Source organism: Streptomyces sp. RerS4, from assembly GCF_023515955.1.
Classification (GTDB): Bacteria; Actinomycetota; Actinomycetes; order Streptomycetales; family Streptomycetaceae; genus Streptomyces.
Map to the genome: position 1 here is coordinate 1,274,917 of NZ_CP097322.1, position 22,738 is coordinate 1,297,654.

The 22,738-nt window shown below is 74.2% G+C and carries 20 protein-coding genes and 3 pseudogenes; 12 read left to right on the plus strand and 11 right to left on the minus strand.

The genetic code is table 11. The features are described from left to right. The first annotated feature begins 95 nt into the window (after positions 1 to 95). The 3 genes from M4D82_RS05775 (at position 96) to M4D82_RS05785 (ending at position 5,140) form a co-directional block, all read left to right on the plus strand. Positions 96 to 1,694, plus strand: coding sequence for an alkaline phosphatase D family protein (locus tag M4D82_RS05775; RefSeq protein ID WP_249765007.1), 1,599 nt, complete (start codon positions 96 to 98; stop codon positions 1,692 to 1,694). A 119-nt stretch (positions 1,695 to 1,813) separates the two neighbouring features. Beyond that, entirely contained in the window at positions 1,814 to 3,262 is a 1,449-nt protein-coding gene (locus M4D82_RS05780; RefSeq protein ID WP_249765008.1) for a GNAT family N-acetyltransferase, read from the plus strand. Between the two features lie 168 nt (positions 3,263 to 3,430). Then, a complete protein-coding gene (locus M4D82_RS05785; protein ID WP_249765009.1) occupies positions 3,431 to 5,140 on the plus strand; it encodes a DUF885 domain-containing protein in 1,710 nt (569 codons plus the stop codon). A gap of 79 nt (positions 5,141 to 5,219) precedes the next feature. On the opposite strand, the gene M4D82_RS05790 is transcribed toward M4D82_RS05785, so the two are convergent. After that, a complete protein-coding gene (locus tag M4D82_RS05790; protein ID WP_249765010.1) occupies positions 5,220 to 5,735 on the minus strand; it encodes a rhodanese-like domain-containing protein in 516 nt (171 codons plus the stop codon). A gap of 94 nt (positions 5,736 to 5,829) precedes the next feature. Between M4D82_RS05790 and M4D82_RS05795 the strand changes: the two genes are divergently transcribed. Next, positions 5,830 to 6,312, plus strand: a complete 483-nt coding sequence (locus tag M4D82_RS05795; protein ID WP_249765011.1) for an Lrp/AsnC family transcriptional regulator — start codon at positions 5,830 to 5,832, stop codon at positions 6,310 to 6,312. Here the strand turns inward: M4D82_RS05795 and M4D82_RS05800 are convergent. The 3 genes and pseudogenes from M4D82_RS05800 to M4D82_RS05810 all read right to left on the minus strand — a co-directional run bounded on the left by M4D82_RS05800 (position 6,302) and on the right by M4D82_RS05810 (position 11,265). Beyond that, a pseudogene (locus M4D82_RS05800) lies at positions 6,302 to 9,309 on the minus strand (AAA family ATPase). The gene M4D82_RS05795 and the pseudogene M4D82_RS05800 overlap by 11 nt on opposite strands. Continuing rightward, positions 9,306 to 10,481: an exonuclease SbcCD subunit D gene (locus M4D82_RS05805; RefSeq protein WP_249765012.1), complete on the minus strand. Its 1,176-nt coding sequence runs from the start codon at positions 10,479 to 10,481 to the stop codon at positions 9,306 to 9,308. The pseudogene M4D82_RS05800 and the gene M4D82_RS05805 overlap by 4 nt, the downstream one beginning before the upstream one ends. A 154-nt stretch (positions 10,482 to 10,635) precedes the next feature. After that, a complete protein-coding gene (locus tag M4D82_RS05810; protein WP_249765013.1) occupies positions 10,636 to 11,265 on the minus strand; it encodes a YigZ family protein in 630 nt (209 codons plus the stop codon). A gap of 125 nt (positions 11,266 to 11,390) precedes the next feature. Between M4D82_RS05810 and M4D82_RS05815 the strand changes: the two genes are divergently transcribed. Next, the gene (locus tag M4D82_RS05815) at positions 11,391 to 11,795 is read left to right on the plus strand and encodes a CoA-binding protein (protein WP_249765014.1); all 405 of its coding nucleotides are present in this window, start codon (positions 11,391 to 11,393) and stop codon (positions 11,793 to 11,795) included. Between the two features lie 120 nt (positions 11,796 to 11,915). Beyond that, positions 11,916 to 12,571 (plus strand): annotated as a pseudogene (locus tag M4D82_RS05820) (hypothetical protein); the annotation flags it as partial. Positions 12,572 to 12,596: 25 nt separating this feature from the next. On the opposite strand, the gene M4D82_RS05825 reads toward M4D82_RS05820, so the two are convergent. Continuing rightward, positions 12,597 to 13,349 carry an acyltransferase gene (locus M4D82_RS05825; protein WP_249765015.1) on the minus strand — a complete coding sequence of 251 codons (753 nt, stop codon included), beginning with the start codon at positions 13,347 to 13,349 and terminating at the stop codon, positions 12,597 to 12,599. A 135-nt stretch (positions 13,350 to 13,484) separates the two neighbouring features. Here M4D82_RS05825 and M4D82_RS05830 point away from each other — a divergent pair, with 135 nt between their 5' ends. Next, the gene (locus M4D82_RS05830) at positions 13,485 to 14,036 is read left to right on the plus strand and encodes a gamma carbonic anhydrase family protein (RefSeq protein WP_249765016.1); all 552 of its coding nucleotides are present in this window, start codon (positions 13,485 to 13,487) and stop codon (positions 14,034 to 14,036) included. A 79-nt stretch (positions 14,037 to 14,115) separates the two neighbouring features. On the opposite strand, the gene M4D82_RS05835 is transcribed toward M4D82_RS05830, so the two are convergent. The 4 genes and pseudogenes from M4D82_RS05835 to M4D82_RS05845 form a co-directional block, all read right to left on the minus strand. After that, positions 14,116 to 14,775 (minus strand): DedA family protein, encoded by a 660-nt coding sequence (locus tag M4D82_RS05835; protein WP_249771500.1) that lies wholly within the window; start codon positions 14,773 to 14,775, stop codon positions 14,116 to 14,118. Between the two features lie 80 nt (positions 14,776 to 14,855). Continuing rightward, positions 14,856 to 15,104, minus strand: a complete 249-nt coding sequence (locus M4D82_RS05840) for a fibronectin type III-like domain-contianing protein (protein ID WP_249765017.1) — start codon at positions 15,102 to 15,104, stop codon at positions 14,856 to 14,858. 202 nt (positions 15,105 to 15,306) lie between these two features. After that, positions 15,307 to 15,582 (minus strand): annotated as a pseudogene (locus tag M4D82_RS34555) (glycoside hydrolase family 3 protein); the annotation flags it as partial. Between the two features lie 221 nt (positions 15,583 to 15,803). Then, positions 15,804 to 16,256 (minus strand): DUF4442 domain-containing protein, encoded by a 453-nt coding sequence (locus tag M4D82_RS05845; protein ID WP_249765018.1) that lies wholly within the window; start codon positions 16,254 to 16,256, stop codon positions 15,804 to 15,806. Between the two features lie 97 nt (positions 16,257 to 16,353). Here M4D82_RS05845 and M4D82_RS05850 point away from each other — a divergent pair, with 97 nt between their 5' ends. Then, positions 16,354 to 17,388 carry a DUF8017 domain-containing protein gene (locus M4D82_RS05850; RefSeq protein WP_249765019.1) on the plus strand — a complete coding sequence of 345 codons (1,035 nt, stop codon included), beginning with the start codon at positions 16,354 to 16,356 and terminating at the stop codon, positions 17,386 to 17,388. 66 nt (positions 17,389 to 17,454) lie between these two features. Next, positions 17,455 to 18,765: an MFS transporter gene (locus M4D82_RS05855; RefSeq protein ID WP_249765020.1), complete on the plus strand. Its 1,311-nt coding sequence runs from the start codon at positions 17,455 to 17,457 to the stop codon at positions 18,763 to 18,765. On the opposite strand, the gene M4D82_RS05860 is transcribed toward M4D82_RS05855, so the two are convergent. Continuing rightward, on the minus strand, positions 18,752 to 19,543 hold the full coding sequence (locus tag M4D82_RS05860) for a spermidine synthase (RefSeq protein ID WP_249771502.1): 792 nt from the start codon (positions 19,541 to 19,543) through the stop codon (positions 18,752 to 18,754). The two genes, M4D82_RS05855 and M4D82_RS05860, sit on opposite strands and share 14 nt — an antisense overlap. Before the next feature lie 91 nt (positions 19,544 to 19,634). Beyond that, positions 19,635 to 20,480 carry a patatin-like phospholipase family protein gene (locus tag M4D82_RS05865; RefSeq protein WP_249765021.1) on the minus strand — a complete coding sequence of 282 codons (846 nt, stop codon included), beginning with the start codon at positions 20,478 to 20,480 and terminating at the stop codon, positions 19,635 to 19,637. Between the two features lie 260 nt (positions 20,481 to 20,740). Between M4D82_RS05865 and M4D82_RS05870 the strand changes: the two genes are divergently transcribed. The 3 genes from M4D82_RS05870 to M4D82_RS05880 all read left to right on the plus strand — a co-directional run bounded on the left by M4D82_RS05870 (position 20,741) and on the right by M4D82_RS05880 (position 22,709). Further along, on the plus strand, positions 20,741 to 21,457 hold the full coding sequence (locus M4D82_RS05870) for a TVP38/TMEM64 family protein (RefSeq protein WP_249765022.1): 717 nt from the start codon (positions 20,741 to 20,743) through the stop codon (positions 21,455 to 21,457). A gap of 48 nt (positions 21,458 to 21,505) precedes the next feature. Next, entirely contained in the window at positions 21,506 to 22,384 is an 879-nt protein-coding gene (locus tag M4D82_RS05875; RefSeq protein ID WP_249765023.1) for an undecaprenyl-diphosphate phosphatase, read from the plus strand. A gap of 148 nt (positions 22,385 to 22,532) precedes the next feature. Next, on the plus strand, positions 22,533 to 22,709 hold the full coding sequence (locus tag M4D82_RS05880) for a DUF8839 family protein (protein ID WP_249765024.1): 177 nt from the start codon (positions 22,533 to 22,535) through the stop codon (positions 22,707 to 22,709). Positions 22,710 to 22,738: the final 29 nt, after the last annotated feature.

Here is a 22,738-nt window from a genome sequence, read left to right on the forward strand (position 1 = left end):
CTGTTCATCCGCGGTTCGCGTGGGCGACGCGGCCGGTCCGGTGTGCGGCGGCACACTGGTCCGGCCCACCCCCGCCGGCCCCTGGAGACGCACCGATGGCATCCCTGCCGCACACCCGACGGACCCTGCTGGGCGGTTCGCTCGCCGTCCCCCTCGGCCTCGCCCTGTCCACCGTCTACGCCGCGCCCGCGCTCGCCGCGCCCGCCCGGTCCGCCGCCTTCGTCCGCTCCGGACGCCCGGCCGCGCTCTGGGGCACGCAGTCCGGCGAGATCACCGCCCACTCCGCGACCGTGTGGACGCGCTCCGACCGCCCCGCCCGGATGTACGTCGAGACCTCCCCGAGCGAGTCGTTCCGCTATGGCGTCCGCCGCCACAACGGCCCCTTCCTCGGCCCCGCCACCGACTACACCGGCACCGCGACCCTGCGCGACCTGCCGCCCGGCCGCCAGATCCACTACCGGGTCGTGCTCGCCGACCCCGACGACCCGCGCCGCTCCGGCGAGCCGGTGCGCGGCACCTTCCGCACCACGCCCGTCTCCCGCCGCCACGACGTGCGCTTCCTGTGGTCGGGGGACCTCGCCGGCCAGGGGTGGGGCATCAACCCCGAGCTGGGCGGGTACCGCGTCTTCGAGGAGATGCGCCTGCGCGACCCCGACTTCTTCCTCTTCAGCGGTGACACGATCTACGCCGACGGCCCCATCCAGGCGTCGGTCGCGCTGCCCGACGGCCGCATCTGGCACAACGTGACCACGGAGGAGAAGGCGAAGGTCGCCGAGACACTCGCCGAGTTCCGCGGGAACTTCCGCTACAACCTGCTCGATCGCAACCTGCGCGACTTCCACGCCCAGGTCCCCGTCCTCGCACAGTGGGACGACCACGAGGTGCGCAACAACTGGTACCCGGGCCAGGTGATCGAGGACCCGCGCTACACCGTCAAGGACGTCGACATCCTCGCCGGGCGTGCCCGTCAGGCCTTCGGCGAGTACTTCGCCGTCACCGACCTGCGGGGCGGTCGCGCCGAAGGCCGCATGTACCGGGTGCTGCGCCACGGCCCGCTGCTCGACGTCTTCGTGCTCGACATGCGCACGTACCGCGACGCCAACTCCCCCGGCCGCCGGACCGAGGACCCCATCGGCATCCTCGGCGCGGAACAACTGGCCTGGCTGAAGCGGGAACTCTCGCGCTCCCGCGCCACCTGGAAGGTCATCGCGGCCGACATGCCGCTGGGGATCGTCGTACCCGACGGCGCGACGAACTTCGAGGCCGTCGCCCAAGGGGACCCGGGTGCCCCGCTCGGACGCGAGCTCCAGATCGCCGAACTCCTGCGGCACATCAAGCACCAGCACATCACCGGCACCGTCTGGCTCACCGCAGACGTCCACTACACCGCAGCCAACCACTACGCGCCCGAACGCGCCGCCTTCGGCGACTTCGCGCCGTTCTGGGAGTTCGTGTCGGGTCCCGTCGGCGCGGGCGGCTTCCCGGCCGGTCGGCTCGACGCCACCTTCGGCCCGCGAACGGCGTTCGTCGAGTCGGCGAAGGTCGCCAACATGTCCCCGGCCGAGAACCCGCCGTACTACGGCGAGGTCGACATCGACGGCGCCAGCGGCGAACTCACCGTCCGGTTGCGCCGCCAGGGGGGTGGCGTACTCTTCACGCGGTGCCTCCAACCCGGCCGCGTGGGTCAGCGGTAAGCGGAGGGGTCACCCGGCGAAATCAGCCGGAAAACTGGGTGAAACGGGCCAATCGACACTTAACCAGTCGGTCACAGACCGTTCGTGATCACGCAACACCCCTGGGCCACAGTGGGTTCATGACTGAACGTAACCCCGCCGCAGCCGCCCGTCCCCACCGCCACCACCACTGGCGCCGCGATCTCGTCGAGCTCGCCGCGCTCTTCTGCGCCGTGGCGGTGGCCGACGGCATCGCCAATCTCGTCGTCCACGGCCCGAAGGGCCCGTTCCTGCTCGTCGCCTCGGCCGTGGCGCTCCTGGTCACGGCCGCCTTCCACACCTGGTGGGCCCGCCGGCACAGCCACGCGCCGCCGCCCGCGGAAACGGCGCCCTCCGATCCGGTGCCGCGCGGCGGCGGCGCCACCGCCGACCCCGGCGCGGCCCCCGCCGAGGTCGCCGGCGCCCTGTGGCGGATGCGTACGACGGTGCGCGACGAGCCCGGCAGCCTGGCCGCGCTGTGCACCGCCCTGGCCGGTCACGGCGTGGACATCGTCAACCTCCAGACCCACCCCCTCCCCGAGGGCGGCACGGTCGACGAGTTCCTGCTGCGCGCCCCGCAGGAGCTGATCTCCGCCGACCTGAGCCGGGCCGTGGCCCGCGCCGGCGGCCGGAGCACCTGGATCGAACGCGCCGACGCACACGACCTCGTGGACACCCCCACCCGGGTCCTGGGCCTGGCCACCCGCACCGCCCTGGACGCCGCCGAGCTCCCCCTCGCGCTGCGCCAGTTGCTCGGCCGCTGCACCATCCACTCGATCCCCGCGACCACCCTGTCCGGCCGCCCCAACGCGGGCGCCGACGCCCCCGTCGAGGGGGTCCTGGAGGCCACGGTGATGCGCCTGCGCGACCCCTCGGGCGGCGCGATCACGGTCGAGCGGCCCTACCTGCCGTTCACCCCGACGGAGTTCGCCCGCGCCCGCGCCCTCGTCGAGCTCGACGCCCGCCTCGGCCCCCGCGTCCCGCGCAGCCAGGACGTCCTGACCCTGCCCGAGGGCAACGAGATCACGGTGCGCCGCGCCGACGCCTCCGACCTCGCCGCCGCCCGCGCGATGCACGACCGTTGCTCCGAGCGCACCCTCGGCCTGCGCTACCACGGCCCGGTCGCCGACGCCGACCGCTACCTCGGCCACCTGCTGAGCCCCCGCTTCGGCCGCACCCTCGCCGCCACGACCGCCTCCGGCAAGCTCGTCGCCCTCGGCCACCTGCTGTGGGACGGCGACGAGACCGAGGTGGCCCTGCTCATCGAGGACGACTGGCAGCGCCGCGGCATCGGCTCCGAACTGCTGCGCCGGCTGCTGGCGATGGCCGTCGAGGCCGGTTGCGACAGCGTTTACGCGGTCACCCGGGCATCGAACACCGGCATGGTCGCGGCCATGCGCGGCCTCGGCCTGCCCCTCGACTACCAGATCGAGGAGGGGACCCTCGTCATCACCGCCCGACTCGACGCGACCCCGGTCACCTCGCGCCTGCCCTACGAAGTCCCGCGCGAGCGGCGCGCGTACGAGCCCGGACGCCGCCCGGGGCACTGAGCCCGCCCCGCACGCCCCACACACACCCCCCACACCCCCCACCCCATATACACCCCCGTACGCCCTCCACAGGGGCCCGCGCCCGGCGCGCGGGCCCCTGCGCCGTTGTCAGGAGTCCGAGATCCAATGGTGGTGACGCGGAGGCGCATCGCATACGAAGATGGCCGCATGTCTGAGACCCTCCACAGCACCGACGCCGCCCGCCTGCCCCGCCAGGTGGCCGACGCGTACGTCGACGACCTCATCGCCATCGACCCGATCACGGGCACCTACCTCGGAGTCGCCGCCAGCTCCGGCCGCCTGCCGGACTTCTCCCCCGCCGGTCGGGCGGCCGCCGCCGACCTGTGGCGCAGCACGCTCGCCCGGCTCGACGCCGCCGAGCGGCTGCCCGGCGCGGACAGCGACATCGAGCGCCGCTGCGCCCGCCTGCTGCGCGAGCGCCTGGGCGCCGAACTCGCCGTATACGAGGCAGATGAGGACCTGCGCGCGATCAGCAACATCCACTCCCCCGCGCACAGCGTCCGCGAGGTCTTCACCGTCACCCCGGCCGAGACCGACGAGGACTGGGCCGCGATCGTCGAGCGACTGCGCGCCGTACCGGCCGCCTTCGCCGGGTACCGCGAGAGCCTCGCCCTCGGCCTGGAGCGGGGGCTGCCGGGCGGCCCGCGCCCCACGGCGACGTTCATCGAGCAGCTCACCACCTGGGCCGGCCAGGACGCCGACGGCACCCCGGCCTTCTTCGAGGAGTTCGCGGCCGCCGGCCCGCGGTCGCTGCGCGCCGAGCTGGACGAGGCGGCGGCCGGCGCGACGGCGGCCGTGGTCGCACTGCGCGACTGGGTGCGCGACGTGTACGCCCCGCAGGTCGCCGACGCCCCGAACCAGGTGGGCCGCGAGCGCTACGCCCGCTGGTCGCGCTTCTTCAACGGCACGGACCTGGACCTGGACGAGGCCTATGCCTACGGCTGGAGCGAGTACCACCGGCTGCTCGCCGAGATGAAGGCCGAGGCCGCCAAGATCCTGCCCGGTGAGCCGAACCCGTGGGACGTGCTGCGTCACCTGGACGAGCACGGCACCCACATCGAGGGCGTCGAGGAGGTCCGCGACTGGCTCCAGGGCCTGATGGACGAGGCCATCGAGAACCTCGACGGCACCCACTTCGAACTCGCCGAGCGGGTCAAGCGGGTCGAGTCGATGATCGCCCCGGCGGGCGGGGCCGCGGCTCCGTACTACACCAACCCGTCGGAGGACTTCTCGCGCCCCGGCCGGACCTGGCTGCCGACGATGGGTCAGACCCGCTTCCCCACCTACGACCTGGTCTCCACCTGGTACCACGAGGGCGTTCCGGGCCACCACCTCCAGCTCGCGCAGTGGACGCACGTGGCGGACCAGCTGTCGCGCTACCAGGCCGGCGTGGGTCTCGTCAGCGCGAACGTCGAGGGCTGGGCCCTGTACGCGGAGCGCCTGATGGACGAACTGGGCTACCTCAAGGACGCCGAACAGCGCCTGGGTTACCTCGACTGCCAGATGATGCGCGCCGCGCGCGTGATCGTGGACATCGGCATGCACCTGGAGCTGGAGATCCCGGCGGACTCGCCGTTCCACCCGGGCGAGCGCTGGACCGTCGACCTGGCGCAGGAGTTCTTCGGCCTGCACAGCGGGCGGCCGGCGGACTTCGTCGAGAGCGAGCTGACCCGCTACGTGTCGATGCCCGGCCAGGCGATCGGCTACAAGCTGGGCGAGCGCGCCTGGCTGCTGGGCCGGGACAACGCGCGGGCGGCGCACGGGGACGCGTTCGACCTGAAGGCCTGGCACATGGCCGCGCTGTCGCAGGGCTCGCTGGGGCTGGACGACCTGGTGGACGAGCTCTCCAAGCTCTGACCGGCCTCGCGCCGCCGCCACGACGACGGGCCGGTCGCTCCCCGGAAGGGGGCGGCCGGCCCGTCGGTACGCGCGGGCTTCAGCAGCCGCAGTCGTCCGAGTCGGTGGGGGCGGTCAGCGGGTCGGCCTCGGAGCGCCGCTGCGCGCCCTGCCAGGTCTCGACCTCGAAGCCCTCGCGGATCCAGTACTCGATGCCGCCGAGCATCTCCTTGACCTGGAAGCCCAGTTCGGCGAGGGCGAGGGCGGAGCGGGTGCCACCGTTGCAGCCGGGGCCCCAGCAGTACGTCACCACGGGGACGTTCTTGTCGAGGAGCCGCTCGGCCTGCTCGGGGATCAGGGCGGTGGGCAGGTGGATCGCGCCGGGTACGTGGGCCTGGTCCCAGGACGGGGTGGAGCGGGAGTCGATCAGCTGGAAGCCGAGTTCGGCGCCCTGCTCGCGGTGGGCCTTGAAGGCGGCGGCCACGTCCGAGACGTCCGCGTGGAAGGCCAGGCTCGCGGCGAAGTACGCGGCGGCGGCCGCCGGGCTCGCCGGGGGAACCCGGAGCACGGGGTTGGTGGTCGTGGGGGCGGTGGCCTGGGGCTGCGTCGTCGTCATGGCCAAAAATCTACGAAACGTTGATCACCAGGGGAAGCGGCTTTCCCCGGCCTTCTCCTTGTTCTGCCGGGGAATCCCCTGCTAGACCTGCCCCATGAGCGGATTTCCCACCGACACCCCCCATACTCCGTACACGCCCTACACCCCCGACGCCACCGACTGGCGGATCCTCGCGGCCCTCCAGCAGAACGGCCGTGCCGGCTTCACCGAGTTGGCGCGCACCGTGTCCATGTCCGCGAGCGCCGTCACGGAACGCGTCCGCCGCCTGGAGGAGGCGGGGATCATCACCGGCTACACGGCCGTCGTCGACCACGAGAAGCTGGGCAAGAGCATCCTCGCCCTGGTGCGGCTGCGCTATCCGCACGGCAACTACAAGCCGTTCCACGACTTCCTGGACGCGACCCCGGAGATCCTGGAGGCACACCACGTGACGGGCGACGACTGCTTCGTGCTGAAGGTCGTGGCCCGCTCCATGGTCCACCTGGAGGACCTCACCGGCCGCATCGCCGGACTCGGCCCGGTGACCACCAGCGTCGTCTACTCGTCCCCGCTGGCCCGGCGGCCGATCAGTCCGTGACCCCCGCCGTGCGGTGGCGCACCACCGAGCCGCCGCGCTGTTTGACGATCTCCAACTGGGCCTGGACCCGGGTGCGCAGGTCGCCGACGTGGCTGACGATGCCGACGCTGCGGTCCCGTTCGCGCAGCGAGTCCAGCACGTCGAGCACCTCGTCCAAGGCCTGTTCGTCGAGGCTGCCGAAGCCCTCGTCGATGAAGAGGGTGTCCAGGCGCGTGCCCCCCGCCTCGTCGGTGACCACGTCGGCCAGCCCCAGGGCCAGGGCGAGGGAGGCGAAGAAGGTCTCGCCGCCCGAGAGGGTGGCGGTGTCGCGCTCGCTGCCGGTCCAGGCGTCGACCACGTGCAGGCCGAGGCCGGAACGCCCACGTCCGCCGGCGCGGGCGTCGGAGTGCACGAGCGTGTAGCGGCCCCCCGACATCCGCAGCAGCCGTGCGGTCGCGGCGGCGGCGACCTGTTCCAGCCGGGCGGCCAGGACGTACGACTCCAGGCGCATCCTGCGCTCGTTGTCGGCGGAGGTGCCGGCGGTGAGCCCGGCGAGCCGGGCCACCCGCTCGTACGCCTCGCGCAGCGGGCCCAGGGCGCGCAGTTCCGCTTCCATCTGCCGCGAGAGCCGGTCCAGTTCCGCGCAGCGCAGCCGGGCGGCGTCGACGGTGGAGCCGGCGGTGCGCAGCAGGGCCGCGGCGCGGGCCTCCTCGGCCTCGGCGGCGCGGGGGTCGGCGGGGGGCAGGGCCGCCGCGCGGGCGGTGTCGTGCTCGGCGCGGCGTTCGGCGAGCGTGGCCTCCTCCGCCTGCCAGGCGTCCAGCCGGTGCTGGAGGGCGGTGCGCTCGTACTCGGGCAGGACGGCGTCGGCCGCGGCGTCGACGGAGTCGAATCCGGCCTTGAAGGCGGCGTCGGAGAGCTGCCCGTCGGCCTCCTTCAGGCGGGTGGCGGTGGTCTCGGCGCGGCGCAGGGCCTCGGCGGCGCCGGTGACCATGCGGATGCGGTCCTCCAGGGTGCGGGCGCGGGCCGCGACGCTGGGCGAGTCGCCGCGTACGAGGACCAGTTCCGCTTCCAGGGAGGCCTGCTCCTGGTCGAGGGCCTCGCGGCGGGAGGCGCGGGCGGCGGCCCGCAGTTCGGCGTCGCGCCGGTCGGCGGCGCGCGCGTCGTGCTCGCGTTCGGCGCGGGCGAGGCGTTCGCGGGCGGTGTGCAGTCCGGCGGCGGCCGCGTGGGCGGCGGCGTGGCGTTCGCTCAGGTCGGCGGTGAGGGCGCGCAGTTCGGCGGTGGTGGCCTCGCCCGCGGCGGCCGCGGCCTCCGCCTCGGCCTCCCGCACGGCGGCCAGTCGACGTTCGACGGCGGCGCGGCGTTCCTCGACCTCCTCGAAACGGGCGTGGGCGGCGTCCTCGGCGGCCCGGTCGACGTGCCCGGGGGCGGGCCGCGCCGGCGCGGGGTGTTCGGCCGACCCGCACACCGCGCAGGGCTCGCCGGCGGTCAGGGCCTCGGCCAGTTCGGCGGCGATGCCGCGCAGCCGGGCCTCCTTCAGCTCCAGCCAGCGTTCCCGGGCGCCGGCCGACTCCTCCCGTACGCGGAGCAGTTCGCCGGAGGCGGCTTCGGCCTCGGCGCCGAGGGCGTCACGGCGCAGCGAGGCGGTCAGCTGCATGCGGGCGGGCTCCAGCCGGCCGGCGAGCTGCTCGGCCAGGGTGAGGGCCTGCTGCGCGGTGTCGACCCGTTCCTGGAGGCCGGCGCGGGTGGCCTCCCAGCGGGCGAGCCACTCGGCCGACTCCTGACGCTGCTCCTCGTCGTCCCGGGACTCCCGCTCCAGCGTGGCGCGCTCCCGGCCGATCTCGGCGCTGCGCAGCTCGGCCCGTTGGGCGGCGCCGACGGCCCCGAGGTCCTCGCGCAGCCGCTGCTCCACGGCGGCCAGCTGCTCGGCGCCCGCTCCGGCCAGGGCGGGGGGCAGCGCGGCGCGGGCCATGCTCTCGGCGTGCGCGGCGGTGAGGTGGGCGCCGCCGCGGCCCCGCGCAGTTCCAGGGCGGGGGCCACGAGGGCGCCCCGGCGGGCCCGGTCCAGGAGGTCCCGTACGCGTTCGCGCTCCGGCGCATCGGCGTCGAGCAGGGCGGCCCGGCGGGCGGTCTCGGCGTGCCGGCGCTGGAGCCGGTCGAGTTCCCGCTCCTCCTCGGCGGCCCGCCGGGCGGCGGCGTGGCGCCCTCGACGGCGGCGAGCGCGTACTCGGCGACGGTGAGCCGCTCCGGCCCAGCAGCGGGCGACGGCCGCCCAGGCCCGGACGGCCTCGGCGAGACCGGGCTCGCCGGGCTGGTGGCCGGGCAGCGGCCAGGCCCGCAGGTCGGGGCTGTCGCCGGCGGCCTGGGCGAGGCGCTGGGCGGCGGCGAGCACCTTCTCGTCGCCGGCGCGCACCTTGGCCTCGGCGGCGCGGCGGCGCTCGGCGAGCAGCGTCTCGACGGCGGCGAAGCGGCGGGTGTCGAAGAGCCGCCCGAGGAGCCGGCCGCGTGCTTCGGCGCCGGCGCGCAGGAACTGGGCGAACTCGCCCTGCGGCAGCAGCACCACCTGGCAGAACTGTTCGCGGCTCATGCCGAGGAGCTGCTCGATCTCCTCGCCGATCTCCTGATGGGAGCGGCTGAGCCCGGTCCAGCCGGCGCCGGTGTGCTCGCGCAGCAGGCTCTGCGCCTTGTCCTTGGTGGTTCCGGTGCCGCGTTTCTTGGGGCGGTCCTGTTCGGGGCGCCGGGTGATCTCCAGGCGGCGCCCGCCCGCGGTGAGTTCGAGGGTGACCTCGGTCGGGGTGTCGGGGGCGGCGTGGTCGCTGCGCAGGCTGGTGCCGGGCGACTGGCGCGAGCCCGGGACGGAACCGTAGAGGGCGTAGCAGACGGCGTCGAGGACGGAGGTCTTGCCGGCGCCGGTGGGGCCGTGGAGGAGGAAGATCCCGGCGCCGGAGAGGGCGTCGAAGTCGATCTCCTGGGGTTCCGCGAAGGGGCCGAAGGCGGTGACCTTGAGCCGGTGCAGCCTCATCGGGCGCCTTCCCGGCCGTGGTCCTCGCGCGCGGTCAGGACGCGCACCTCGTCGAAGGCGCCGCGCAGCACGGCGCGCTCGGCTTCGTCGGCGCCGCCGCCGCGTACGTGGGCGACGAAGTCCTCGGCGATCTCCTGGTCGCTGCGGCCCTTCAGGCGCCGGGCGTAGGAGGCGGGGCCGTCCTCCGCGCGCCCTTCGGGCTCGAAGGCGAGGCTCAGGGTGTGCGGGAAGCGGCCGGCGAGGCGGGCCATCGGGTCCTGGGGGCGGACGGCGTCGGTGAGGGTGGCCTCGACCCAGCTGTCCTCGTGGTCGGCGAGCGCGGGGTCGTCGAGGAGCTCTTCGAGGCGGCCGCGCAGGCGGGCGAGCGGCCGGGGGACGGGGGTGTCGATCCGCTCGGCGGTGATCTCCCCGGCGGCTCCGAGCTCGACCAGCCACATCGTCTTGCGGTGGTCGGCCTCGGAGAAGGAGTAGGCGAGCGGGGAACCGGAGTAGCGGACCCGTTCGTTGATCGTCTGGCAGCCGTGGAGGTGGCCGAGGGCGGCGTAGTCCACCCCGTCGAAGACGGAGGCGGGCACGGCCTCGACCCCGCCGACGGCGATGTCGCGCTCGCTGTCGCTGGCCTGTCCGCCGGTGACGAAGGCGTGGGCGAGGACCACGGAACGGGTCCCCGGAGCCCGACCGGCCAGGTCCGCCCGAATCCGGTCCATGGCCGCGCCCAGCACCGCCTCGTGGCTGACCTTCGGCGCCGCGAACTCGTCCTTGACCAGGGCGGGTTCCAGGTACGGCAGCCCGTACAGGGCCACGTCGCCGTGTACGTCGGCCAGCACCACGGGGTCGGCGCAGCCCGCCGGGTCGGTCCTGAGGTGGATCCCGGCCCGGCCGATCAGCCCCGCGCCGACACCGAGGCGGCGGGCCGAGTCGTGGTTCCCGGAGATCATCACGGTGGGCACGCCGAGGTCGGCGAGCCGGTGCAGGGCCCGGTCGAAGAGGTCGACGGCGGGCAGCGGGGGCACGGCGCGGTCGTAGACGTCACCGGCGACGAGGACGGCGTCGACCTCGTGCTCGCGGACGGCCTCGACGAGGTGGTCGACGAAGGCGGACTGGGCCGCGAGCAGGTTCACGCGGTGGAAGGACCGACCCAGGTGCCAGTCGGAGGTGTGCAGGAACTTCACTCGATCGCTCCGACCCGCACGCCCGCTCTCCTTCATGATCCGCACCAGCCCCCGCACCGACCCTTCAGGCTAACCCGTTGCGCGACGGGCCGGGTCCGGGGCGGCGGTGCGACCTTCCCGCGCCCGAACTCCCCGCAGAGTTCGGCTACTTGTCTCAGCCCTCGCCGTACGCCTCGCCGCCGAGCTCGAACGTCGCCGTCCCGGCGGTGACGTCGGCGAGCCAGGCCCGGAAGGTGTCGACGTCCGCCTCGGGGAGGCCGATCTCGATCGCGACGGCCTCGCCGTAGCGCACGTCGAGGACCGCGCGGCCGGTGGCGCGCAGGTCGTTCTGCGTCTTGCCTGCACGCTGGTGGTCGACGGTGACGGTGGCGAGCCGGTAGCGGTGGCGGGTGACGGTCCCGAGGGCGTCGAGGGCCTCGCCGACGGCTCCCCCGTAGGCCCGGATGAGTCCGCCGGCACCGAGCTTCACACCGCCGTAGTAGCGGGTGACGACGGCGACCGCGTAGCGGATGTCGCGCCGGGTCAGCATCTGGAGCATCGGCACGCCGGCGGTGCCGCCGGGCTCGCCGTCGTCGCTCGCCTTCTGCACGGAGGCGTCGGCGCCGATCACGTAGGCGTAGCAGTTGTGCGTGGCGGTGGGGTGCTCCTTGCGGACGCGCGCGATGAACTCCTGCGCCTCCCGCTCGGTCGCGGCGGGCGCGAGGGAACACAGGAAGCGCGAGCGGTTGATCTCCGTCTCGTGCACGCCCTCGCGGGCCACCGTCACGTACTGGTCTGCCTTCACCCGTCCACCCTACGGGCCGCGCCACCGGGAATCGGACAGGCGTCCGTCCGGTTGCACCCGGCGAAGCACCACGACGGGACGCCCGTCGACAGACCAGGGACGACCAGCAGCAGGAGGCGGCGCACGTGTACGGCGACCCGGCAACCATCCGCAAGATCCTCACCGAACTCGGCGACACCTGGGCCGTGGTGGGCCTGTCCAACAACGAGGACCGGGCGGCCTACGGCGTGGCCCGCGTCCTCCAGCGGTTCGGCAAGCGCGTGGTGCCCGTCCACCCGAAGGCCGAGACGGTGCACGGCGAGCAGGGGTACGCCTCGCTCGCGGAGATCCCGTTCAAGGTGGACGTGGTGGACGTGTTCGTGAACAGCTCCCTGGCCGGGGCGGTCGCCGACGAGGCGGTCGCGGCGGGCGCGGACGCGGTGTGGTTCCAGCTGGACGTGATCGACGAGGCCGCCTACGCGCGCACCCGCGAGGCGGGACTCGACATGGTGATGAACCGCTGCCCGGCGATCGAGATCCCCGTCCTGTGACGGACGGTTCCCTGACGGAAGCGCCGTCGGTGCCGTCGGGCGGCCTGGACTGACCTGCGCTGGTGGCGCCCACCGGCCGCACCGTTCACCACACCGACAGCACCGACGGCACCGCACTGCGAGCTGTGGTTCGCCGTCGGCGCCGGCCTCGTCGGACCGGCCGCCATGTTCGGCTTCTACAAGGCGCCGGCCCTGGGCCCGATGGGCGTGATCGTGCCGGTCGGGGTGGGGCCGGCGCTGGGCGAGCGGCCCGGTCTCGGGCGGTTCGCGGACATCGCGGTGGCGGTCGTCGGATCGTCCTCGCGGGCGGTCCCGAGCTGCGCGGGGCCCCCGTACGGCGGCAGGCCGTCGTCCTCACCCTGGTCGCGGCCTTCGGTCTCGGCGCCGTCATGGCCCTGATCTCGGAGGCCTCCACCACCGTGACCGGCCTCTTCCCGGCCCTGTGCGTGCAGCGGGTCACCAACGTCGCCGCGGGCGGCGCCGCCCTGTGGGCGCAGGCCCGGCGCGGGGTCCCGGCCCTGCCGGAGGGCGTCGGGGTCCGCGTCCTGTGGAGCATGCTGCCGGCGCCGGCCTTCGTCGACCTCGCGGACGTGGCGGCGAACGGCACCTGCTCCGTGGCCGCGCGGAGCGGCCCCGTCACGGTGGCCGCCGTCCTGTCGTCGCCGTACCCCGTGGTGACGGCGCTCGCCGCCTTCGCCCTGCTCCGGGAGCGCCTGCGCGGGGTCCGGGCGGCCGCGGGCCGCGCCCTGGCGGGCACGGTCCTGCTCGCCGCCGGCTGGGGTCCCCCGCGCCGCGGGCCTCTCAGACGCCGCTCTGCTCGGCCTCCGCCCACCGCGCCAGCCCCCGCAACTGCTCGGAGGTCACCCCGTCGGGGATCGGCACGGGCGTCGGGGTGCGCAGCGGCGGCTGCCAGCCCGTCTCGGGCTCCCAGCGGCGTACGATCCGGGCCGGCGCCCCCGCCACCACCGCGTGGTCGGGCACCTCGCCCCGTACGACGGACCCGGCGGCCACCACCACGTTGCGCCCCAGCCGGGCTCCGGGGAGTATCACCGCGCCCGTGCCCAGCCAGCAGCCGGGGCCGATCTCCACCGGGGCGCTGCGGGGCCACTGCCGGCCGACGGGCTCGTGCGGGTCGTCGTAGCTGTGGTTGGTGGAGGTGATGTACACCCCCGGGCCGCAGAAGGTGTCGTCGCCGATGCTGATGCGGGTGTCGGCGATGACGTGGCTGCCCCGGCCGAGGACGACGCCGTTGCCCAGCACGAGGACCGGGTCGGGGCCGAGGTCGAGGTCCGGCATCATCCCGGCGGTCAGGGTGACCTGCTCGGCGATGATGCAGTGCGCGCCGAGCCGGATCCACGGCTCGCCGAAGACGGTCCCCTGGGGGAAGGCCAGGCGCGTACCGTCGCCGATCGCGCCGAAGCGCAGGCGCCCCGGCGTGCGCGCGGTGACGGCGCCCGCCCGCTGCATCCAGCGCCAGCCCGCGTGCGCCACGCGGCTCGCGGCCCGAGCGGGCAGATCCGCCAGGGATGAGAACGTGTTCTTATTCTTCGACACCCGGCCACGGTAGTGGGCCGCGCGCCGGACATCCGGACCGCGATCCTGTGATCTTCACCCCATCACCGCCGGTCGGCGGGGCGTGGCCTACGGTGCCACTGGCGCGACAGCGAACACGGAAGAAGAGGCACGAGCATGACCCAACAGGCGAACCACGGCCAGGCCCTCGTCGCGGGCGTCGGCGACCGGTACCCGTCGGTGGACCCGACGGCCTTCACCGCTCCCACCTCGGTCGTCGTCGGCGACGTCACGCTCGGCGCGGGGGCGAGCGTCTGGTACTCGGCGGTGCTGCGCGCCGACTGCGGCCCGATCACGCTCGGCGCTGACAGCAACGTGCAGGACAACTGCACCCTGCACGTGGACCCCGGCTTCCCGGTCTCCATCGGCGAGCGGGTGTCCATCGGCCACAACGCCGTCGTGCACGGCTGCACCGTCGAGGACGACTGCCTGATCGGGATGGGCGCGACCGTGCTGAACGGCGCCGTGATCGGCGCGGGTTCGCTGGTCGCCGCCCAGGCCCTGGTCCCGCAGGGCATGGTGGTCCCGCCCGGTTCCCTGGTCGCCGGGGTGCCGGCGAAGGTCCGCCGGCCCCTCACCGACGAGGAACGCGAGGGGATCAAGGCCAACGCCGCCATGTACACGGAGCTGGCCGAGCAGCACCGGGCGTCGGTGGGCCCGCGGGGCTGAGGCCCGGTGACGGATCACGGGCGGGGCCGGAGCGCCCCGCCCGTCCCGAACCCCGGCCCGGACCCGAGCCCGGACCGGGTCAGTCCGCGACGGCGACCGGCTCCGCCACCGGCTCGGCCGCCTCGCGGGCCGCTGCCGCCGCCTTCTTCATCCGGCCGCGCAGCACCAGCGTCACCGTGAGACCGAGCAGCACGGCCAGCACGAGCGCCAGCCAGGAGAACCGCTTGAGCCACGGCTCCGCGACGATCCCGACCGAGTAGATGACCGCCGTGGTGCCGCCGGCCCACAGGATCCCGCCGAAGATGTTCGCGACCAGGAACCGCCAGTACGGCATGCGCAGCACACCCGCCAGCGGCCCGGCGAAGATCCGCAGCAGCGCGACGAACCGGCCGAAGAAGACGGCCCACATGCCCCACTTGTCGAAGGAGCGCTCCGCGAGCGCCACCTGGTCGGGCCCGAAGTGCTTCGGGAAGCGCCGCCCGAGCTTCTCCAGGAGCGGCTTGCCGCCCCGGCGTCCGATGGCGTAGCCGATGGAGTCCCCGATGATCGCACCGGCGATCGCGCAGAGGCCCAGGACCACCGGGTCGATCTCGCCGTGCTGGGAGGCCAGTAGCGCGGAGCTGACGAGGATGATCTCGCCCGGCAGGGGGATGCCGAGGCTCTCCAGTCCGATCACCAGCCCCACCAGGAGGTAGACACTGATCGCCGGAATCGTCTCCAGCCATTCCTGGATGTGCACCGGTACGTCCTCCCGAGTCGTCATCCGACGCGCCCCCGTGACACGCCGAACGGGCAGCCTATCCGCTCCTCAGTCGCTCCTCAGCCGCTCCTCACCGCAGTCTTCGCCCGCAGGGGCGGCTCCCGTGAGGAACGACCGGCGAACACGTCGCGACGGCCGCGGCCGCGCGCCCACGCCTGTCGCTCCGCGTCCCGGTACGACGGCGCCCGCGCGTCCACGTCCACGCTGACCCGCCGCTCCTGCCCGGCGGCGAAGGTGAGTCGCCGGTAGCCCGCCAGGGCGCGCACCGGCTGCGCCACGGCCGCGTCCGGCGACGGCCCGACGTACACCCGCGCCACCTCGGCGTCTTCGCGGCGGCCGGTGTGTTGCGCACGGTGAACTCCACACGCAGGCCCCGCGTCGGTCCCGTACGGCGAGACTCTCGTGGGCCCAGGTGGTGTACGAGAGCCCGTGCCGGCGCGGGTCGGCGGCCGCCGGGTGCGCGCGCTCGTCGGCCGGGTGGGTCTGGGTGAGGCGGCCGCCCGGGTCCACGTCCCCGAAGAGCAGGTCGGCCGTCGCGCCGGCTCCCTCCTGGCCCGGGTAGTACGTCTGGAGGACGGCTCCGGTGCGCGCGAGCCGGGGCATGGTGGTGCTCGACGAGGTCTTGAGCGCGACCGACGTGCGGGGGCCGGCGGCGGCGACGGCCTCGATGAGCGCGGGCTGTCCGCCCGGCAGGCCGAGGGAGGCCCGTTCGCCGGCGGCGCCGGAGTCCTCGTAGGCGAACAGCACCACGGAGCGGGCCTCCCGTCTGGACACGGCCTCGCTCATGGGCGCTCCCTGCGGCGGGAGCGGCCCCGCGCCGGACCGCTCCCCCGCCCACTGTGCGCCGTGGACCCCCGGTCGTCGGGGGGACGCGCCCTCGGGGCGCCGCAGGTTCAGCCCTGCGGCGGCTGCCGGTCGGTATCGACGCCGCGCCGGCGGGTTTCGCGCGGTAGCCCCCGCCGGGACGACGACGGGGGCGGGGGCGTACGTCCGGACCCGGACAGGCCTTACGCGTTGGGGCGCAGGGTCCAGACGACGACCATCTCGCCGGTCACGGCCTCGTCCTCGCGCTGGATGGCGATGGTGACGGGGAACTCGGGGCGGCCGCCCGCGTCGAGTTCGGCGACGACCTCGGCGGCCGGGCGGCCGAGGGTGGCGGTGGCGGTCACGACGCCCTTGGCGAGCTTCTTGTAGCCGATCTCGGCCTTGACGGCGAGCGGGACGGCGCGCGAGAGCTGGTCGCCGAAGGCGGCCAGGACGATGGCGCCGCTGGCGGACTCGGCGAGGGTGAACATGGCCCCGGCGTGCGGGCCGCCGACGTGGTTGTGGAAGTCGGGCTGGTCCGGCAGCCGGACGACGGCGCGCTCCGGGGTCGTCTCCAGGAACTCAAGCTTCAGGGTGCGGGCCATCGGGACGGTCTGGGCGAGCAGTTCGCCCACGTTCATCTGTTCTGCGCTCATGGAACGCGAGGTTACCCGCGAGTAGATGCGGTTGACCAGACCCGGGCGAGGGGGCGGCCGTCGCTCCCCCACCCCGCTCCCACTATCGTTACCGGCCATGTGGCCAGGACAGCAGCAGCCGCCCGGGGGCGAGCAGAACCCCCAGGACGCGCATCAGAACCCGTACCAGCAGCAGCCGGGGCAGGCGCCGAACCCGTACCAGCAGCAGCCGCCGCAGCAGGGATTCGGACAGCAGCCCGGCTACGGGTACCCGCAGGCCGGTTACCAGACCCCGCCCCCGGTCCAGCCGTGGGGACAACCCCAGCAGCCTCCGCAGCCCCCGGGCGGCCGGAGCCCGTACGCGACGAAGACCGTGGCCATCGTGGCCGCGTCCGCCGTCGTCGTGACGGCGGCCGTCACCGGAGCCTTCGTCCTCACCCGGGACGACGACAAGGGCGCCCAGGCGAACGACAAGCCGCCCGCCACCGCCCCCATGACGCCCGCCTCCTCCCCGCCGGCCGACGCCCCGAGCGGCAACCCGCGCTCGGGCGAAGCCCCCAAGCCGGTGGTCCCGGGCTGGAAGGTGGTCATCAACACCAAGTACGGCGTGGCCTACGACGTACCGCCGGAGTGGAACGTCAACGGCTCCGGAGTCTCCCTCTTCTTCGAGGACGAGGCGAAGGGCGACGGCTCGCCCGTCATCACCATGTCCGGTACGGCCACGCTCAAGAGCGAATGGTGCGCGGTCGACAAGGACAAGGACGGCGACCAGGAGAAGTTCTCGCTCGCCGACACCGGCGTCAAGGGCGGCCAGGGCGCCAAGGACACCGCCCAGCTCGCGACCGACAACACCGGCAGCTGGGTGTGGGCCGGCTTCGCGCAGAAGGAGCCGAAGGGCACGGTCAAGGTGACCGAGCCCAAGGAGTTCACGACCTCCTCCGGCCTCAAGGGCCACACGGTGATCGCGACCGCTCCGAACGTGAAGAAGGAGCACAAGTGCGCCACCGACGGCAAGGCGGTCGGCTTCGGCTTCAAGAACGCCGTCGGTGACTTCGCCAGCTTCACGCTGATCACGGCGGCGGGCGTCAAGGAAGAGGTCCAGGCCGACGTGTACGACAAGGTCCTCAGCTCCATCAGGCTGTCCGAGGGCTAGCATCCCGCCCCATCTCGGGCCGATTATCCGTTTTGATTCTCGGCCCGGGGCGGGGATAGTCCGTGGGTGAGCACTCCCCCCACCCTCCCGTCCTCCGGCACACGTCTCCGCCGACCCGCCTGGGCCGGCCGCAACTACACGCTGCTGACGGGCGCCGCCGTGATCACCCAACTCGGCAGCCACGGCGCGCTCATCGCCGCCGCCTTCGCCGTCCTCGACGCGGGCGGCAGCGGAGGGGACGTCGGGCTCGTCGCCGCCGCCCGTACGCTGCCCCTCGTCCTCTTCCTGCTCGTCGGCGGCGCGCTCGCCGACCGATTGCCGCGCCACCACGTGATGGTCGCGGCCAACGCGCTCAACTGCGTCTCCCAGGCCGTCTTCGCCGTCCTCGTCCTGACCGGCGACCCACAGCTGTGGCAGATGATGCTGCTCACCGCGCTCTGCGGCACCGGTACCGCCTTCTTCAGCCCGGCCGCCGAGGGCATGCTCCTCTCCAGCGTCTCGGGCGAGCACGCGAACCGTGCCTTCGCCCTCTTCCGGATGTCCATGAGCGGCGCCGGTGTCGGCGGCGCCGCGCTCGGCGGCGCGATGATCGCCGCGATGGGGCCGGGCTGGGTCCTGGCCGTGGACGCGCTGGCCTTCGCCGTCGCCGGCGGCCTGCGCGCCTTCCTGAGGGTCGACGAGGTCCCCGACCGGGCCCCCGGCGGCGGTCTGCTGGCCGACCTGCGCGAGGGCTGGGTGGAGTTCCGCAGTCGCCCCTGGCTGTGGAGCATCGTCCTGCAGTTCTCCGTGGTCGTCGCCGTGGTCGGCGCGGCCGAGGCCGTGTACGGGCCGCTCGTGGCCCGCGAGCACCTCGGCGGGCCCGCCCCCTGGGGGGTGGCGCTCGCCTTCTTCGGGGTGGGCACCATCCTCGGGGCGGTGCTGATGATGGTGTGGAAACCGCGCCGCCTGCTGCTGGTCGGCACCCTGTGCGTCTTCCCGCTGGCCCTGCCGTCGGCGGCGCTGGCGGTACCGCTGCCCGTGTGGGGGCTGTGCGCGGTGATGTTCGTCAGCGGCGCCGCCGTCGAGGTCTTCGGCGTCAACTGGATGAGCACGATGCACCAGGAGATCCCCGAGGACAAGTTCTCCCGGGTCTCCGCCTACGACTGGTTCGGCTCGGTGTCCATGCTGCCGGTGGCCACGGCGCTGGCCGGCCCGGCCGAGGCCGCCTTCGGCCGCTCCCAGGCCCTGTGGGGCTGCGCGGCGCTCGTGGTGCTCGGCACCGCCGCGGTGCTGTTCGTCCCGGACGTACGCCGCATGGCCCGCAAGCCCCCCGCCCCGGTGACCGGCTCCCCGAAGCCCGCGCCCGTCGACACCCCCCAGCCCCTCACCCCAGGCTGAACGCCCCCTGGGGCGGCTGCGGCGAGGGCACCGCTTCGGCGTCCGTCACCGGCCGGGCCCCGCGCGTGAAGCGGGCCAGCGCCTCCCCCGACTCCACCCGGGCCGGGAACGCGTCGGCGGCGCACCGCCGGGCCAGCGCGGCCAGCGGCAGCGGCGCGTCCGAGGCCAGCAGCACCGCGTTGCCGAAGCGGCGCCCGCGCAGCACCCCGGGCTCGGCGATCAGCGCCAGCTCCGCGAAGGCGGCGCCGAAGTTGGCCAGCTGTGCCTTCAGGAAGCCGAACGGCGCCCCGTCGGCCAGGTTCGCCGCGTACAGCCCGCCGGGCCGCAGCACCCGCGCGGCCTGGCGCGCGTACTCGACGGAGGTCAGCTGCGCCGGCACCCGCGAGCCCCCGAACACGTCGGCGACCAGTACGTCGGCGCCGGCCGGCGGGGCCGCCTCCAGCCAGGCGCGGGCGTCGGCGGCGCACACGGTCACGTCGGCCCCGGCCGGCAGCGGCAGGTGCTCCGCCACCAGTTCCACCAGCGGCGCGTCGAACTCCACCACCGTCTGGCGCGAGCCCGGCCGGGTCGCCGCCGCGTAGCGCGGCAGGGTCAGCGCGCCACCGCCCAGGTGCAGCAGGTCCAGGGCGGTGCCCGGCTCCGCCGCGCTGTCGAGGACGTGCGCGAGGCGGCGTGCGTACTCGAACTCCAGGTGCTCCGGCTCGTCGAGGTCCACGTAGGACTGCGGGGCCCCGTCGACGGTCAGCAGCCAGGCCCGCTCCCGGTCCACGTCCGGCATCAGCTTGGCGGTGCCCTGGTCCACGTCCCGGATCACCGGGATCTGTTCGTCGCTCACCCCACCATTGTCAGGCCGGTGCGTGGTCAGGCGGTCAGCCCGACCAGACGGCCGTCGCCTCGGCCACGTGCGCGGCGGCCTGCGCCAGCCCCGCCCGTGCCGCGGGGGCCCGCCGGGCCGGGTCGAGGATGTTGCGCCCGAAGGCCTTGCGGGCCTCCGGCGACGGGGTGATCAGCAGCACCCGCGCCCCCTCGGCCCGCAGCCGTTCGGCCTCGGACGCCGGCGAGGGCAGCTTGGCGGCGCCCATGGCCATCGGGGCGACGATCACCACGCGCCGGTATCCGGCGGCGAGGTCGGCGTTGGCCCCGGAGCGGACGCCGCCGTCGATGTACCGGCGGCCGTCGACGGTCACCGGCGGCCACACCCCGGGCACGGCGCAGCTCGCCGCGACGGCGTCCACCAGCCCGGCGGCGCCGTCCCGTTCGAAGGCGGCCAGTTCGCCGGTCAGCGCGTCGACGGCGGTGACGACGAGCCGCCGCTCGGGCCACTCGTCCGAGAGCAGCCGGGCCGCCAGGATCGCGCGCCGCTCCGCCTCCGGTGCGGTGTCGGCGGCCAGCGCGAAGGCGCCGACCCGCCGCCGGTAGGCGATGGCGTCGCGGGAGCGGAGCATCGCCATGGCGTACCTGGCGAAGACGCCCGCGCCCAGGCGGGCCGCGACCTCCCCCGTGGCGTCGGCGAGCTGGCGTTCGTACAGCTCGCGCGGGGTGAGCAGCCCGGAGGCGAGCTGGGCGCCGATGACGGAGCCCGCGGAGGTGCCGACGACGAGGTCGGCGGTGGTCACATCGACGCCCGCCTCGGCGAGCCCGTACAGGATCCCGGCCTCCCAGCCGACTCCGGTCAGTCCTCCGCCGCCGAGTACCAGTGCCGTCTCGCCGCCCATCGTCCCCGCCCCCCCTCGTGCACGCCCGTGTGGTGACGGCAGTCTGACGCAGCCCTCCCGCCGTCACCACACCGGCCCCGCTCCGGCACTGCGACAGCGGCACCGCGGCCTCTTGGGCGGCCTTGCCCGCCGTGTTGTTCGTCACGGTCCGCCGGCCCGCCACGCCCCGAGCGGCGGGAACCGACGTCGGCCACCGGGCGTTCCCCCGGGTGAGGCGCGGATTACGGCGGCGCTCCATATGTGTCGGTTAGTCTCCCGGGATGTCCCTCCTCCTCGCGCCGTGGACCCGGCTGTCGCTCCTCGTCGTGCTGCTGGTCGCGGCCGGGGTGTGCGTGCTGTTCTACGAGCCCCAGCGGCTGCTGTCCGACGGCTGGCCGACGGGCCTGCCGGTCGGGGCGGCGGTGCTGCTGTTCGCGGGCGCGTACGGGCTGTGCACGGCCGCGTTCGTGCCGCGCCCGCTGCTCAACCTCGCGGCGGGCGCGCTGTTCGGCTCGCAGTTGGGGGTGCCGGCGGCGGTCGGCGGTACCGTCGTGGGCGCGGCGATCGCCTTCGGCCTGGGGCGCGGCATGGGCCAGGAGGCCCTGCGTCCGTATCTGCGCGGGCGCTGGCTGACGGCGGCGGACTCCCAGCTCAGCCGGCACGGATTCCGCTCCGTGCTCGCCGTGCGGATCTTCCCCGGGGTTCCGTTCGCGGCGGCCAACTACCTGGCGTCGGTCTCCCGTTGCGGCTGGCTGCCCTTCCTGTCGGCGACGGCGCTGGGCACGGTCCCGAACACCGCCGCCTACGTGATCGCGGGCGCGAGCGCGTCCTCCCCCGGATCGCCCGCGTTCCTGGCCTCGTTCGGCTTCATCGCCGTCTCCGGGGCGGTCGCGGCGGCCGTCGCCTGGCGCAGGCGGCACCGTCTGGCACCGGCCCCCGCGGGCCCGTCGGACGGCATGCACCCCCCTGTGGTCACGGTCGCTCCGCACGGGCCCTAGCATCGGGGGCGAACTGCCCGACGATCACAAGGACGAGCGCACCCCGACATGAGCTGGTTCGAATCCCTAATCCTCGGTCTCGTCCAGGGGCTTACGGAGTTCCTCCCGATCTCCTCCAGTGCCCACCTGCGCCTGACCGCGGCGTTCGCCGGCTGGCACGACCCCGGAGCGGCCTTCACGGCCATCACGCAGATCGGCACCGAGGCCGCCGTCCTCATCTACTTCCGCAAGGACATCGCGCGGATCGTCTCCGCCTGGTTCCGCTCGCTGTTCAACAAGTCGCTGCGCTCGGACCACGACGCCCAGATGGGCTGGCTGGTGATCGTCGGCTCGATCCCGATCGGTGTCCTGGGCTTCACGCTGAAGGATCAGATCGTGGGTCCGGCCCGGGACCTGCGGCTGACGGCGACCATGCTGATCGTGATGGGTGTGGTCCTCGGTTTCGCCGACTGGCTGGCCTCGCGCGACGAGGAGGGCGGCCGGCACCGGGTGGTGAAGCAGCGCAAGACGCTCAAGGAGCTGGGCGTCAAGGACGGTCTGATCTTCGGTGCCTGCCAGGCGATGGCCCTGATCCCGGGCGTCTCGCGGTCCGGGGCGACGATCTCCGGTGGTCTGCTGCTCGGCTTCACCCGTGAGGCGGCGGCCCGTTACTCCTTCCTCCTGGCCATCCCGGCGGTGCTCGCCTCGGGCGCCTTCGAGATCAAGGACGTGATCGAGACCCCGGGGCACATCACCTGGGGGCCGACGATCTTCGCGACGGTCATCGCCTTCCTCGTCGGCTACGCCGTCATCGCCTGGTTCATGAAGTTCATCTCGAACAAGAGCTTCATGCCGTTCGTGATCTACCGCATCCTGCTGGGCATCGCCCTGTTCGTGCTGATCGGCATGGGCGTCCTCAGCCCCCACGCCGGCGAGTCCGGCTCCTAGTACGCGACGCGGGCGACGTGGGCGAGGTAGGCCACGCAGGGCCCTTCCCTCACCGTTTCGCGTGAACAGGAGGCCGTCCGGGAACGTTCCCGGGCGGCCTCCTCGTCGTTGTGTCAGAGGTACGGCACGACAGCAGGGGGTGTCCCACATGAGCCGCGTGGTACTGGAGCGTTTCCCCGCCGGAGGTCCGAGGGGAAGCCGGCCCGCCGAGGAGTACGCCGCGCAGCGCCTGAGCGAGGGCGTTGCGGCGGAGGTGGTGATGGACCTGGCCAGTGACGCGTTCCTGGTCGTGGTCAGACAGCGGGAGGTGCGTTCCGGACACTGATCGCCCGCCCGGACGCCAGGTCTCCGCAC

Excerpts from the sequence above, each read along its gene's own strand:
- M4D82_RS05775 (WP_249765007.1), top strand. The coding sequence starts at position 96 with ATGGCATCCCTGCCGCACACCCGACGGACCCTGCTGGGCGGTTCGCTC.
- M4D82_RS05780 (WP_249765008.1), top strand. The coding sequence starts at position 1,814 with ATGACTGAACGTAACCCCGCCGCAGCCGCCCGTCCCCACCGCCACCAC.
- M4D82_RS05785 (WP_249765009.1), top strand. The coding sequence starts at position 3,431 with ATGTCTGAGACCCTCCACAGCACCGACGCCGCCCGCCTGCCCCGCCAG.
- M4D82_RS05790 (WP_249765010.1), bottom strand. The coding sequence starts at position 5,735 with ATGACGACGACGCAGCCCCAGGCCACCGCCCCCACGACCACCAACCCC.
- M4D82_RS05795 (WP_249765011.1), top strand. The coding sequence starts at position 5,830 with ATGAGCGGATTTCCCACCGACACCCCCCATACTCCGTACACGCCCTAC.
- M4D82_RS05830 (WP_249765016.1), top strand. The coding sequence starts at position 13,485 with ATGACCCAACAGGCGAACCACGGCCAGGCCCTCGTCGCGGGCGTCGGC.
- M4D82_RS05845 (WP_249765018.1), bottom strand. The coding sequence starts at position 16,256 with ATGAGCGCAGAACAGATGAACGTGGGCGAACTGCTCGCCCAGACCGTC.
- M4D82_RS05850 (WP_249765019.1), top strand. The coding sequence starts at position 16,354 with ATGTGGCCAGGACAGCAGCAGCCGCCCGGGGGCGAGCAGAACCCCCAG.
- M4D82_RS05860 (WP_249771502.1), bottom strand. The coding sequence starts at position 19,543 with ATGCCGGACGTGGACCGGGAGCGGGCCTGGCTGCTGACCGTCGACGGG.
- M4D82_RS05865 (WP_249765021.1), bottom strand. The coding sequence starts at position 20,480 with ATGGGCGGCGAGACGGCACTGGTACTCGGCGGCGGAGGACTGACCGGA.
- M4D82_RS05870 (WP_249765022.1), top strand. The coding sequence starts at position 20,741 with ATGTCCCTCCTCCTCGCGCCGTGGACCCGGCTGTCGCTCCTCGTCGTG.
- M4D82_RS05875 (WP_249765023.1), top strand. The coding sequence starts at position 21,506 with ATGAGCTGGTTCGAATCCCTAATCCTCGGTCTCGTCCAGGGGCTTACG.
- M4D82_RS05880 (WP_249765024.1), top strand. The coding sequence starts at position 22,533 with ATGAGCCGCGTGGTACTGGAGCGTTTCCCCGCCGGAGGTCCGAGGGGA.